The sequence below is a fragment of the Staphylococcus cohnii subsp. cohnii genome (genome assembly GCF_002902365.1).
In the GTDB taxonomy this organism is placed as follows: Bacteria; Bacillota; Bacilli; order Staphylococcales; family Staphylococcaceae; genus Staphylococcus; species Staphylococcus cohnii.
Window position 1 is genome coordinate 13,513 of the sequence record NZ_PPQC01000048.1, and the last position, 13,587, is coordinate 27,099.

Genomic DNA, 13,587 nt, shown 5'->3' on the forward strand with positions numbered 1-13,587 from the left:
GATTATTCAATCAATTTAGAGGTATAACAAAATAACTTATTTTTTAATTTTGTGGACAATGTGCAAAAGTAATACACACTGTGCACAAGTTATCCACAGTCGTCGAACAATGACATGATTGTATTAATTTGAGTTATCCCCTAATCCACAAGCCCTACTACTATTACTACGGGTTTAAAACCTATATAATTATTATATAAACGACTGGAAGGAGTTTAAAAATGGAATTTACAATTAGAAGAGATTATTTTATAAATCAATTAAATGACACATTAAAAGCAATCTCACCAAGAACTACATTACCTATACTAACGGGTATAAAAATTGAAGTTAAAAACAATGAAGTCATACTTACTGGTTCAGATTCAGAAATCTCAATAGAAATTACGATTCCTAAACAAGTAGATGGAGAAGACATTATTGAAATTACAGAAACTGGTTCAGTTGTACTCCCTGGTCGTTTCTTTGTAGATATTATTAAAAAACTACCAGGAAAAGAAGTTAAATTATCAACAAATGAACAATTCCAAACTTTAATAACTTCTGGACATTCAGAATTTAATTTAAGTGGTTTAGATCCAGATCAATATCCTTTATTACCACAAGTTTCTCGTGATGATGCGATTCAACTATCTGTAAAAGTGCTTAAAAACGTGATAGCACAAACGAATTTCGCAGTGTCCACCTCAGAAACACGCCCAGTACTTACTGGTGTTAATTGGCTTATACAAGATAATGAATTAATATGCACAGCAACTGACTCACACCGCTTGGCTGTGCGAAAAGTGACTTTAGAAGATGAATCTGAAAATAAAAATGTCATTATTCCAGGTAAAGCTTTAGCAGAATTAAATAAAATTATGTCTGATAGTGAAGAAGATATCGATATTTTCTTTGCCTCAAATCAAGTATTATTCAAAGTTGGAAATGTAAACTTTATTTCACGTCTCTTAGAAGGTCACTATCCAGATACTTCACGTTTATTCCCAGAAAACTATGAAATTAAAATAGGCATAGATAACGGAGAATTCTATCATGCTATTGATCGTGCATCTCTATTAGCACGTGAAGGTGGAAACAATGTTATTAAATTAAGTACAGGTAATGAATTAGTCGAATTATCTTCTACATCACCAGAAATTGGTACTGTGAAAGAAGAAGTGAAAGCAGATAACGTTGATGGTGGCAATTTAAAAATTTCATTTAACTCTAAATATATGATGGATGCACTTAAAGCAATCGATAACGATGAAGTTGAAGTCGAATTCTTTGGTACGATGAAACCATTTATTTTAAAACCAAAAGATGATGATTCAGTTACACAATTAATTTTACCAATTAGAACATATTAAATTTTTTGTTCAACAGAGAGCCTGAGACAGATTTATGTCTCGGGTTTTTTATTGTGGATATTTAAAACCTAGTAAGCATAACTTAGGGGTGTGGATAGAAATCTAATTTTATTAAATAGATTTCATCGTCTCACCTGGCAAGAATGACTAGAATTGACAGAAGCTTGATTTATAACGCATTTTCAGTTTAGTCATCTACTGCCAATGTGAAATGAGATTGAGGCGAGACTATTATGTCTCAACTTTATGTCACATATAAATGATTGCTTCATTCTTTTTATTTCGAAGTAATTTCATAAGATAAAACGTGTATATTGATAAAGACATATTAATCATAAACATTTACCGTTACTTACATGCTATTTAGAGCTTAAATATAAGCAATTTAATCTTTTTCAGACTTATGATACCTAAAACGAATAAATAAGCTGAGAAAGTCGTTAAAATTCAAAATCATAACATTGCCGTTGAACTCATATAAAAAATCCTTATGAAGTATTGCTTAGTTAAAAACATTAATAATTAATTTTTTAGTTAGAATCTTTTTTAAAGAAATAGAATATTAGGAATAAAAGTTTGTTATAATATATGAGTGTTACATTGTTAAAAGTACCTTCGTAAATAAATTTCAATAATAGTAAAAATTATACATAAGAAAACGCTTTCTATCTGCATTTTGCATGAAATTTTTCTCGAAAAAAGGTATAATATATAGATGAGTTTAAAAGGAATGGAGTGATTGATTTGGTTGAAGAAGTAATTGTTGATGGAGACATTACTTTAGGGCAATTTCTAAAGACAGAAGGTATTATTGAATCTGGTGGTCAAGCGAAATGGTTCTTGCAAGATTTTGAAGTAATGATCAATGGTGAGCGCGAAATGCGTCGTGGTAAAAAATTAAACCATCAAGATAACATCGTTATACCAGAAGTCGGTTCATTTTTGATTATACATCAAGGTGAAGAATGAAACTAAAGACACTCCAGCTAGACAATTATCGTAACTATGAGTCAATTACCCTAAATTGTCACTCTGAAGTCAATATATTGATTGGCGAGAATGCGCAAGGGAAGACTAATTTATTGGAATCTATTTATACACTAGCATTAGCCAAAAGCCACAGAACATCAAATGATAAAGAACTCATACGTTTTGATCGAGACTATGCTAAAATAGAGGGTGAACTCAGTTATAGATATGGAGAAATGCCTTTAACGATGTTTATAACTAAAAAGGGTAAGCAGGTTAAAGTCAATCACTTAGAACAAAGTAGACTGACACAATATATCGGTCACTTAAACGTTGTCTTGTTTGCACCTGAAGATTTGAATATTGTCAAAGGCGCACCTCAAATAAGACGTAGATTTATAGATATGGAACTTGGACAAATTTCAGCTGTATATTTAAATGACTTGTCTCAATATCAAAGAATTTTAAAACAAAAGAATAATTATTTGAAGCAATTGCAATATGGTCAAAAGACTGACAGCACTATGCTTGATGTCTTAAATCAACAATTTGCAACATATGCACTCAAAGTTACATTAAGACGTGAACATTTTATTAAAGAACTTGAATCATTAGCCAAACCTATTCATTCTGGTATTACAGACGAGAATGAAACACTGTCATTAAAGTACCTTCCTAGTATCAAATTAGATGCTGAAGAAAAAAGTGAGACGGAACGCTTAGAGGAAGTCTTAACTTTACTAGACGATAATAAAGATCGTGAAAAAGATAGAGGCGTCTGTTTATTTGGCCCTCACAGAGATGATTTAGGTTTCAACGTAAATGGTATGGATGCTCAAACTTACGGTTCGCAAGGACAGCAAAGAACGACGGCTTTATCAATCAAACTTGCAGAAATCGAACTGATGAATATTGAGGTAGGTGAATATCCCATCCTATTACTAGATGATGTGTTAAGTGAATTGGATGATTCACGTCAGTCTCATTTATTGAGTACAATTCAACATAAAGTGCAGACATTTGTGACGACAACATCAGTTGATGGCATTGATCATGAAATTATGAAAAACGCTAAACTTTATCGCATTAATAATGGCGAAATTATAAAGTAACGGAAAGTGAAGGTGGAAGCATTGTCAGATGTGAACAACACGGAAGATTATGGTGCTGGTCAGATTCAGGTATTAGAAGGTCTAGAAGCGGTTCGTAAGAGACCAGGTATGTATATAGGCTCAACTTCAGAAAGAGGACTACATCACTTAGTTTGGGAAATTGTTGATAACAGTATTGACGAAGCACTCGCAGGTTATGCTGACCAAATCGACGTTATTATTGAAGAAGATAATTGGATAAAAGTAACAGACAATGGTCGTGGTATTCCTGTTGGTATACAAGAGAAAATGGGACGACCTGCCGTTGAGGTTATTTTAACTGTGCTACACGCTGGTGGTAAATTCGGCGGTGGCGGTTATAAAGTTTCCGGTGGTCTACATGGTGTAGGTTCTTCTGTTGTAAATGCTTTATCAGAAGATTTGGAAGTGTATGTATACAAGGATGAAAATATATATCATCAAGCATATAAAAAAGGCATACCTCAGTTTGATTTGAAAATCATTGGGAAAACCGATGAAAGCACTGGTTCTACAGGTACTGCGATTCGTTTTAAAGCTGATCCAGAGATATTCACTGAAACAACAACATATAATTATGAAGTATTGCAACAACGTATCAGAGAACTGGCGTTTTTAAATAAAGGTATCTCAATTACATTAAAAGATGAAAGAGAAGAAGAGGTTCGTGAAGATACTTATCACTACGAAGGTGGTATAAAATCTTACGTTGAAATGTTAAATGAAAATAAAGAACCTATTCATGAAGAACCGATTTATGTACATCAATCAAAAGATGATATTGAAGTTGAAATAGCGCTTCAATACAATAAAGGCTATGCTACAAATCTTTTAACATATGCGAATAATATTCACACTTATGAAGGTGGTACTCATGAAGAAGGCTTTAAACGAGCGCTTTCTCGTGTGTTAAATAGCTACGGTCTTAACAGTAAAATCATGAAAGAAGATAAAGAAAGACTTTCAGGTGAAGATACACGTGAAGGTTTAACGGCTGTTGTTTCAATCAAACATGGTGATCCACAATTCGAAGGGCAAACTAAAACTAAATTAGGTAACTCCGAAGTACGTCAAGTTGTTGATCGTATATTCTCCGAGTTGTTTGAACGCTTTTTATACGAAAATCCACAAGTAGGTCGAACAATCGTAGAAAAAGGGATTATGGCATCACAAGCACGTCTTGCAGCTAAAAAAGCGCGTGAAGTGACACGTCGTAAATCTGCGTTAGAAATTTCAAGTTTACCAGGGAAACTTGCAGATTGTTCTAGTAAAGACCCTTCTCGAAGTGAAATTTTCATCGTCGAAGGGGACTCTGCCGGAGGGTCTACAAAATCTGGTCGTGACTCAGAAACGCAAGCCATTTTACCGTTACGTGGTAAGATATTGAACGTTGAAAAAGCACGTTTAGATAGAATTTTAAATAATAATGAAATACGTTCTATGATTACTGCTTTTGGTACTGGTATTGGTGGAGAGTTTGATTTAAGTAAGGCACGCTATCACAAGATTATCCTTATGACAGATGCCGATGTTGATGGTGCACATATTAGAACTTTATTATTAACATTCTTTTATCGCTTTATGAGACCGTTAATTGAAGCTGGATATGTTTATATTGCACAGCCACCATTATTCAAATTGACACAAGGTAAACAGAAATACTATGTGTTTAACGAACGTGAATTAGAAAAACTTAAAGCTCAATTGGATCCAAGTCCAAAATGGTCTATTGCACGTTACAAAGGTCTTGGTGAAATGAATGCTGATCAATTATGGGAAACAACTATGAATCCAGAAAACAGAGCTATGTTACAAGTATCATTAGATGATGCGATTGAAGCAGACCAAGTTTTTGAAATGTTAATGGGCGATGTTGTTGAGAACCGTAGACAGTTTATTGAAGATAATGCAGTTTATGCAAACTTAGATTTCTAAGACAATGAACTGAATTTTTGAAGGAGGATATCTTGATGGCTGAATTACCTGAATCAAGAATAAATGAACGAAATATAACGAATGAGATGCGTGAATCGTTCCTAGATTATGCGATGAGCGTTATCGTTTCACGTGCGCTACCAGATGTTAGAGATGGTTTAAAACCAGTACATCGACGCATACTTTACGGCTTACACGAACAAGGTATGACACCTGATAAATCATATAAGAAATCTGCGCGTATTGTTGGGGATGTTATGGGTAAATATCACCCTCACGGTGACTCCTCAATTTACGAAGCTATGGTTAGAATGGCACAGGACTTCAGCTATCGATATCCTTTAATTGATGGTCAAGGTAACTTTGGTTCTATGGATGGTGATGGTGCAGCGGCGATGCGTTATACAGAAGCGCGTATGTCTAAAATCACACTCGAAATGTTGAGGGATATTAACAAAGATACGATTGATTTTGTTGATAACTATGACGGTAACGAAAGAGAGCCGGCAGTCTTACCTTCAAGATTTCCAAATTTACTTGTAAATGGTGCATCAGGTATCGCAGTAGGTATGGCTACTAATATACCGCCACATAACTTGACTGAAGTAATTAATGGCGTTTTAAGTTTAAGCTATAATCCAGATATTACGATTGCAGAATTAATGGAAGATGTCCAAGGGCCAGACTTCCCTACAGCAGGTATTATTCTTGGTAAAAGTGGTATACGCCGTGCATTTGAAACTGGACGTGGTTCTGTTCAAATGAGAGCAAGAGCTGAAATTGAAGAACGTGGTGGCGGTCGTCAACGTATCGTTGTAACAGAGGTTCCATATCAAGTAAATAAAGCCCGCATGATTGAAAAAATTGCTGAATTGGCACGTGATAAAAAAATCGATGGCATTACAGATTTACGTGACGAAACAAGTTTACGTACTGGCGTGCGTGTTGTGATTGACATACGTAAAGATGCCAATGCCAGTGTTGTATTAAATAACTTGTATAAACAGACACCATTACAAACGTCATTTGGTGTTAACATGATTGCTTTAGTTGATGGCAGACCGAGATTGATTAACCTTAAAGAAGCATTGGTTGAATATCTTGAACATCAAAAGATAGTTGTAAGAAGAAGAACAGAATACAACTTGAAGAAGGCACAAGACCGTGCACATATTTTAGAAGGCTTAAGAATTGCTTTAGACCACATTGATGAAATTATACGTGTGATCCGTGAATCTGATACAGATAAAGTTGCAATGGTAAGCTTGCAAGAACAATTTAAACTTACTGAACGACAAGCGCAAGCCATCCTTGATATGCGATTAAGACGTTTAACAGGTTTAGAAAGAGATAAAATTGAATCTGAATATAATGAATTAATTGCATATATAGAAGAACTAAAGGCGATTCTTGCAGACGAAGAAAAACTATTACAACTTGTTCGTGATGAGTTAATTGATGTTCGTGAACGCTATGGTGACGAACGTAAAACAGAAATTCAATTGGGTGGTCTCGACAACATTGAAGACGAAGACCTAATCCCAGAAGAACAAATCGTCATTACATTAAGTCACAATAACTATATTAAACGCCTACCTGTTTCAACATATAGAGCTCAACATCGCGGTGGTCGTGGTGTACAAGGTATGCAAACATTAGAAGAAGATTTTGTAAGTCAACTTGTTACCTTGAGTACGCACGATCATGTCTTGTTCTTCACGAATAAAGGTAGAGTGTATAAACTTAAAGGTTATGAAGTGCCAGAACTCTCCCGTCAGTCTAAAGGTATCCCAGTAGTCAATGCGATTGAACTGGATAATGATGAAACGATTAGCACAATGATTGCCGTTAAAGATTTAGAAAGTGAAGAAGACTACTTAGTATTTGCAACGTTAAAAGGTATCGTTAAACGTTCAGCATTACGTAATTTCTCACACATTAATAAAAACGGTAAGATTGCGATTGGTTTCAAAGAAGATGATGAATTGATTGCAGTGAGATTAACAGATGGTGAAGATGATGTATTAATTGGTACTGCTCATGGTTCTTTAATCCGCTTTAACGAATCAGCATTACGTCCTTTAGGTCGTACAGCTGCTGGTGTTAAAGGTATTACATTAAGAGAAGGCGACAGCGTCGTTGGATTAGATGTTACTAAAGCAGAAACAGATGATGAAATTCTAGTTGTGACTGAAAATGGCTACGGTAAACGTACGCCAGTTAGTGAATATCGTTTATCTAACCGTGGTGGTAAAGGTATTAAGACTGCTACGATTACAGAACGTAATGGTCAAGTTGTATGTATCACATCCGTCGAAGGTAAAGAAGACTTGATGATTGTTACAAATGCTGGTGTAATTATCCGTATCGGCGTTGAAGATATTTCACAAAATGGACGTGCAGCCCAAGGTGTAAGATTGATTAAATTAAACGACGATCAATTTGTTTCTACAGTTGCTAAAGTAGATGAAGAAGAAAAAGAAGCTGAAGAAATTGAACTTCAAGAAACAGAGAATGAGCAAATTGAAGATACTTCAAGTGACAGTCAACAATCAGAATCTGTCGTAACTGATGATCTATCAGAAGGCGTCGTTCATACCGAAGTTGAAGAAGATACAGATGAAGATGGTCGTCAAGAAGTGAGAAAAGACTTTATGGACCGTATCAATGAAGACATCGATAATAGTGATAATGAAGATACTGAAAACGAAGATGACGAATAATCTCAATTTTTAGAAGTAAACCAATAGTTACATTAAAAATTGAAAAATTTAAATATACAAGTGAGTTTGGGACATAAATCCCCATTCTCAAAATTAGAGGGTCAATCCTTAATATGGATTGGTCCTCTTTATATTTAAAAACTTACGATTTTGATCGTGCATGCTTGCCTGGGGATATGGTTCGAGCCTGTAGTCTCTCACTCATATCATTTCCCCGGGCGTCAGCACGATGCAAAATCGCTATAGGAAATGTGGTTTAATACAATAGAAACAGCTTCGTATTATTTAACTTATAAAGCTAATAGCAAGTCATATTTTTAATTAACCAAAATATATAACTTAATATGAAAACACATGATGGAAGCGTCCATTTTATATAAAAACTTACGATTTTTGATCGTGCATGCTTGCCTGGGGATATGGTTCGAGCCTGTAGTCTCTCGCTCATATCATTAACCCGGGCGTCCACACGATGCAAAATCGCTACAATTTATATTTTGTTGTTCAAAAAAATAAGGCCTTTACGTATAATTTAATAAGCACTATGTAAATTAAAGAGTCACATATGTATAAAAATTATTACGTGACTCAACATACACTACCAATGGAAACTTCAGTTTAGTATCCCACAAATGATATGTCACGATATGTGAAGAAAAACGTTGAAACAACCCTTGAAAATACATTCGATGAATTTAAACATCATCGTGGTGCTACATCATTTCATCCCAAAATGATGTTAATAATTATTCTATATCTCTACACACAATTCATATGTTTTGGTTGTAAAATAGAAAAACTGCTAAATGATCGTATCTGAATGCATGTGTCTATCACAAAATCAAACACCTTCTTATAAAACAATAAATCGTTTTAGAGTAAATCCTAAAGTAGATGCCCTATTAGCATCTTTAGTTCTTTGTATTAACGCACTTAATATAAGAAAAGTAGTAGCTCCACGAGACAACTATAATCAAAACAATATTAAAAAGGCAATTTCTATATTATTCAATAGAAATTGCCTTTTTCACTTGTCCAAGAACTTTATGTTCCAGGCTCATTTTATTTTGATTTAACATATTTATATCTTAGGTATTTATTTAGCTTTCCAATGCTTTCATGGCATATGGAATTTCGCTAATTAAATGGGAAGGTGGTACGACATACATTTTCTTTGATAGCTCTTCACCGATATAACTGTGTGTATAAGTAGCACTCGTAACCGCTTCTTTCGTGTCGTCGAATTGACCTACAAAACTTGTAATCATACCGGCAAGTGTATCACCCATACCGCCTGTAGCCATCGCAGGTGTACCAATTGGTAGTTTGTAATCTCCATCTTTGAAATAGATTTCAGTGCCATGCATTTTTAATACAATCGTTGCTCCAATTCTATCAGCAACTTCGCGATTACGTTCATAGGTTTGTTCTTCTATTGCAATGCCACTTAAACGTTCCCACTCTTTTTGGTGTGGTGTGAAAATAACATTGCAAGTTGGAATATCTGGCTTTAATTTACTAAATATAGTAATAGCATCTCCATCCACTATAAGTGTTTGGTGTGGTTGAATGTTTTGTAATAAGAACGTGATAGCATTATTTCCTTTGAAATCACACCCTAACCCAGGACCAATTAAGATACAATCTGTATTTTCAATCATTTTAGTGAGCATTTTAGTATCATTGATATCAATCACCATTGCTTCAGGACAACGTGAATGTAGCGCAGCATGGTTTGTTGGATGTGTAGCTACCGTAATTAAACCACTGCCACTATAGACACAAGCGCGTGCAGCAAGCATGATTGCCCCACCTAGATTCGCATTACCTCCAATTAAAAGAATTTTGCCATAATCACCTTTATGCGTTTCATCTTTACGTTTTGGAATGCTTACTGATGAAATTGTTTCCAACATTGAAACCCCCTTTAATCATATTAGATATTTCAACTTTTAATTTGTATATTTGATCATTATTTTGTTGATTCGTAAGTTTGTACTTTTTGATAAGAATTGTGTATTTATAAGCTTTATGAAAGGTTTTCTCTGTAGCTTTTTTATTAATCTACTTTTTAAATACAATAGAAAATATTATACCTGCTTTGCACTTTAGTCAATAGGTAAAAGCATTAAGAATTTGTTTATTTTTAGAAATAATAAATTTGCCTTCTTTATCTTATTAAAATACTAATTTAATACCATGTTACGGATATGGAAGAACCTATTGTTCTTAAAAATATGGAAGCGTATACTCTAATTAATTGAAAATCATCAGAAGTAAGGAGATGGGGAAATGACATTACAGCTTAATGGTGAAAATTTAACAATTAATGCAATTAAAGATTTTTTATACCAAAGTGATGATGTAAAAGTAACAGAGGATGCATATGAACGTGTAAAACAGAGCCGGGTAACAGTAGAAAAGATTATAGATGATAAAGAAACAATTTATGGTATAACGACTGGATTTGGTTTATTTAGTGATGTGCGTATTGATGAGGGAGAATACAATCAATTACAAGTAAATTTAATTCGTTCGCATGCATGTGGTATTGGAAAACCTTTTTCACAGGATGTCGCCTTAGTGATGATGGTTTTACGTCTAAACACGTTGCTAAAAGGTCATTCTGGTGTGACAATCGATTTAGTAAATCAAATCATTTATTTTATTAACAATAGAATTATTCCAGTTATTCCACAACAAGGGTCTCTTGGTGCTTCAGGTGATTTAGCACCACTTTCACATTTAGCTTTAGCACTGATTGGAGAAGGTAGCGTCTATTATAAAGGTGAAGAAGTAGACAGCCGGCATGTCTTAAATTTATTAAATCGTGAACCTTTGAGCTTACAGGCTAAAGAAGGTCTTGCTTTAATTAATGGCACGCAAGCTATGACTGCACAAGGTGTAATTAATTATATAGAAGCGGAAGATATTGGTTACCAAGCCGAGTGGATTGCTGCACTTACACATCAAGCATTAAATGGTATTACGGATGCATATCATGAAAAAGTGCATCGCGTCCGAAATTTTCCAGAACAGATAGATGTTGCTTCACGCATGTTAGACTGGCTTGAAGGTTCTAAATTAACAACGACACAGGGAGAAATTCGCGTACAAGATGCTTATACATTACGTTGTATTCCACAAATACATGGCGCGAGCTTCCAAGTTTTTAATTATGTAAAAGAAAAGCTTGAATTTGAAATGAATGCGGCGAACGATAATCCATTAATATTTGATGAAGACGATGAGACATTAGTTATTTCTGGAGGTAATTTCCATGGTCAACCGATTGCATTCGCGTTAGACTTCTTAAAGTTAGGCGTAAGTGAATTAGCCAATGTTTCAGAAAGACGTTTAGAGAGATTAGTAAACCCACAATTGAACAATGGTTTACCTGCGTTTTTAAGCCCTCAACCAGGTTTACAGAGTGGTGCAATGATCATGCAATATGTAGCTGCAAGTCTTGTTTCGGAAAATAAGACACTCGCACACCCAGCTAGTGTAGATTCTATTCCATCATCAGCTAATCAAGAAGACCACGTGTCTATGGGGACGATTGCTTCACGCCATGGTTACCAAATGATTGAAAATGCACGACGTGTGTTAGCAATAGAAGCAATCATCGCACTTCAAGCAGTAGAATATAAAGATGTTGAAAAATTATCACCTAAAACCTATGAAAAATATCAATCTTTACGAAAAGTTGTACCATCTATCACTGAAGACCGCCAATTTCATAAAGACATAGAAGCTGTTTCACAGTATTTATTAGATCACGCTTATGCTAATTAAGGTTGAGTGAATTTTTAATGAACATTTAGCGATTGCATATCCTTGGCCTTGAAAAGTGATAGGTTATTTGCTATATTAAAATCAAGTTAATAAAGCTATTGTTCGTAGGCTAAGTAGTATTGTACTTTTGGTTTCAGAGAGCTTGTGGTTAGTGAGAACAAGTAACCAGAGTCAATGTGAATCTACCTATTATATGAGAACAATCGGGTTTAACCGTTATTTTGGTGAAAGTGCAGTCTCTTTTGGCTGTTAAATAGGGTGGCAACGCGTAAAGACCACGTCCCTTGTACAGGGATGTGGTCTTTTTTGTGTTCTATTCTTAAAAAAATAGAAATTGAAAGGATGGAAAGTGACATGTTAGACATTAAACTATTTCGTAAGGACCCAGAATTTTTAAAAGACAAAGTTGCAAAACGTGGTATGGATACAAAAGTAGTAGATGATGTATTATCACTTGATGACAAACGCCGTGAGTTAATTCGTAAAGCTGAAGAAATGAAAGCTGAACGTAATAAAGTGAGCGGTGAAATTGCTGAGAAAAAACGCAATAAAGAAAATGCAGATGATGTTATCGCAGAAATGAGAAAATTAGGTGACGACATCAAACTTCTAGACAATGATTTAAATAATGTGGATAAAGAACTAGAAGACTTATTATCTCGTATTCCAAATATAATTCATGATGATGTGCCTGAGGGTGATTCTGATGAAGAGAATGTAGAATTAAAACGTTGGGGTACACCAAGGAAATTTGATTTTGATGAAAAAGCACACTGGGATTTAGTAGAGTCATTACAAATGGCTAACTTTGAACGCGGTGCAAAAGTTTCTGGTGCAAGATTTGTGTTCTTAACTGGCGAAGGCGCACAGTTAGAAAGAGCATTAATGAACTATATGGTCACGAAACATACGACGCAACATGGTTATACAGAAATGATGGTACCACAATTAGTAAATGCTGATTCAATGTATGGTACTGGACAATTACCAAAATTTGAAGAAGATTTATTCAAAATTGAAAAAGAAGGATTATATACTATACCAACGGCAGAAGTACCATTAACGAATTATTATCGTAATGAAATTATTGGTCCGGATGTCTTACCTGCTAAATTCACAGCGCAATCAGCGTGTTATCGTAGTGAAGCGGGTTCAGCTGGTAGAGATACAAGAGGATTAATCCGTTTACACCAATTCGATAAAGTAGAGATGGTTCGTTTTGAAAAACCGGAAGACTCTTGGCAAGCATTAGAAGAAATGACAGAACATGCAGAAGCAATTTTAGAAGAGTTAGGCTTACCGTATCGTAGAGTTATTTTATGTACAGGTGACATAGGCTTTGGCTCAAGCAAAACGTATGACTTAGAAGTTTGGTTACCAAGCTATAATGAGTACAAAGAAATTAGCTCTTGCTCAAATATTACAGATTTCCAAGCACGCCGTTCTAACATTCGTTTTAAACGTGATAAAACAGCAAAACCAGAATTAGTGCACACATTGAATGGTAGTGGTTTAGCAGTAGGTCGTACATTTGCTGCAATCGTAGAAAACTATCAAAACGAAGATGGTTCAGTTACTATTCCAGATGCATTAGTACCATATATGGGCGGTAAAACAGTGATTCACCCAGTTAAAGAAAAATAGATTCGTTTGAATGAATATCATCAGTGGCATTTGAGCTAG

The 13,587-nt window shown here is 34.8% G+C and carries 8 protein-coding genes, 1 pseudogene and 1 other annotated feature; of the genes and pseudogenes, 8 read left to right on the top strand and 1 reads right to left on the bottom strand.

All coding sequences use genetic code 11. The features are described 5' to 3' along the window. Positions 1-221: 221 nt before the first annotated feature. The 6 genes and pseudogenes from dnaN to CD032_RS13475 all read left to right on the top strand — a co-directional run. On the top strand, positions 222-1,352 hold the full coding sequence (dnaN, locus tag CD032_RS09335; RefSeq protein ID WP_064264653.1) for a DNA polymerase III subunit beta: 1,131 nt from the start codon (positions 222-224) through the stop codon (positions 1,350-1,352). A gap of 735 nt (positions 1,353-2,087) precedes the next feature. After that, on the top strand, positions 2,088-2,321 hold the full coding sequence (gene yaaA, locus CD032_RS09340) for a S4 domain-containing protein YaaA (RefSeq protein WP_171027031.1): 234 nt from the start codon (positions 2,088-2,090) through the stop codon (positions 2,319-2,321). Then, complete coding sequence (recF, locus tag CD032_RS09345) at positions 2,318-3,433, top strand: DNA replication/repair protein RecF (protein ID WP_040030050.1); 1,116 nt, start codon at positions 2,318-2,320, stop codon at positions 3,431-3,433. Before yaaA ends, recF begins: the two co-directional genes overlap by 4 nt. A 12-nt stretch (positions 3,434-3,445) precedes the next feature. After that, positions 3,446-5,386, top strand: a complete 1,941-nt coding sequence (gyrB, locus tag CD032_RS09350; RefSeq protein ID WP_172459305.1) for a DNA topoisomerase (ATP-hydrolyzing) subunit B — start codon at positions 3,446-3,448, stop codon at positions 5,384-5,386. Between the two features lie 35 nt (positions 5,387-5,421). Beyond that, on the top strand, positions 5,422-8,109 hold the full coding sequence (gene gyrA / locus CD032_RS09355; RefSeq protein ID WP_040030052.1) for a DNA gyrase subunit A: 2,688 nt from the start codon (positions 5,422-5,424) through the stop codon (positions 8,107-8,109). Between the two features lie 565 nt (positions 8,110-8,674). Then, positions 8,675-9,029: pseudogene (locus tag CD032_RS13475) on the top strand (transposase); the annotation flags it as partial. A gap of 180 nt (positions 9,030-9,209) precedes the next feature. Here the strand turns inward: CD032_RS13475 and CD032_RS09365 are convergent. After that, the gene (locus CD032_RS09365; RefSeq protein WP_406928398.1) at positions 9,210-10,025 is read right to left on the bottom strand and encodes an NAD(P)H-hydrate dehydratase; all 816 of its coding nucleotides are present in this window, start codon (positions 10,023-10,025) and stop codon (positions 9,210-9,212) included. A gap of 376 nt (positions 10,026-10,401) precedes the next feature. Between CD032_RS09365 and hutH the strand changes: the two genes are divergently transcribed. Both hutH and serS read left to right on the top strand, forming a co-directional pair. Continuing rightward, positions 10,402-11,904: a histidine ammonia-lyase gene (gene hutH, locus CD032_RS09370; protein WP_071562290.1), complete on the top strand. Its 1,503-nt coding sequence runs from the start codon at positions 10,402-10,404 to the stop codon at positions 11,902-11,904. 91 nt (positions 11,905-11,995) lie between these two features. Then, positions 11,996-12,192 (top strand) — a binding site (T-box leader). A gap of 66 nt (positions 12,193-12,258) precedes the next feature. Further along, on the top strand, positions 12,259-13,548 hold the full coding sequence (serS, locus tag CD032_RS09375) for a serine--tRNA ligase (RefSeq protein WP_040030054.1): 1,290 nt from the start codon (positions 12,259-12,261) through the stop codon (positions 13,546-13,548). Positions 13,549-13,587 lie beyond the last annotated feature (39 nt).

Excerpts from the sequence above, each read along its gene's own strand:
- recF (WP_040030050.1), top strand. The coding sequence starts at position 2,318 with ATGAAACTAAAGACACTCCAGCTAGACAATTATCGTAACTATGAGTCA.
- CD032_RS09365 (WP_406928398.1), bottom strand. The coding sequence starts at position 10,025 with ATGTTGGAAACAATTTCATCAGTAAGCATTCCAAAACGTAAAGATGAA.
- serS (WP_040030054.1), top strand. The coding sequence starts at position 12,259 with ATGTTAGACATTAAACTATTTCGTAAGGACCCAGAATTTTTAAAAGAC.
- gyrA (WP_040030052.1), top strand. The coding sequence starts at position 5,422 with ATGGCTGAATTACCTGAATCAAGAATAAATGAACGAAATATAACGAAT.
- hutH (WP_071562290.1), top strand. The coding sequence starts at position 10,402 with ATGACATTACAGCTTAATGGTGAAAATTTAACAATTAATGCAATTAAA.
- dnaN (WP_064264653.1), top strand. The coding sequence starts at position 222 with ATGGAATTTACAATTAGAAGAGATTATTTTATAAATCAATTAAATGAC.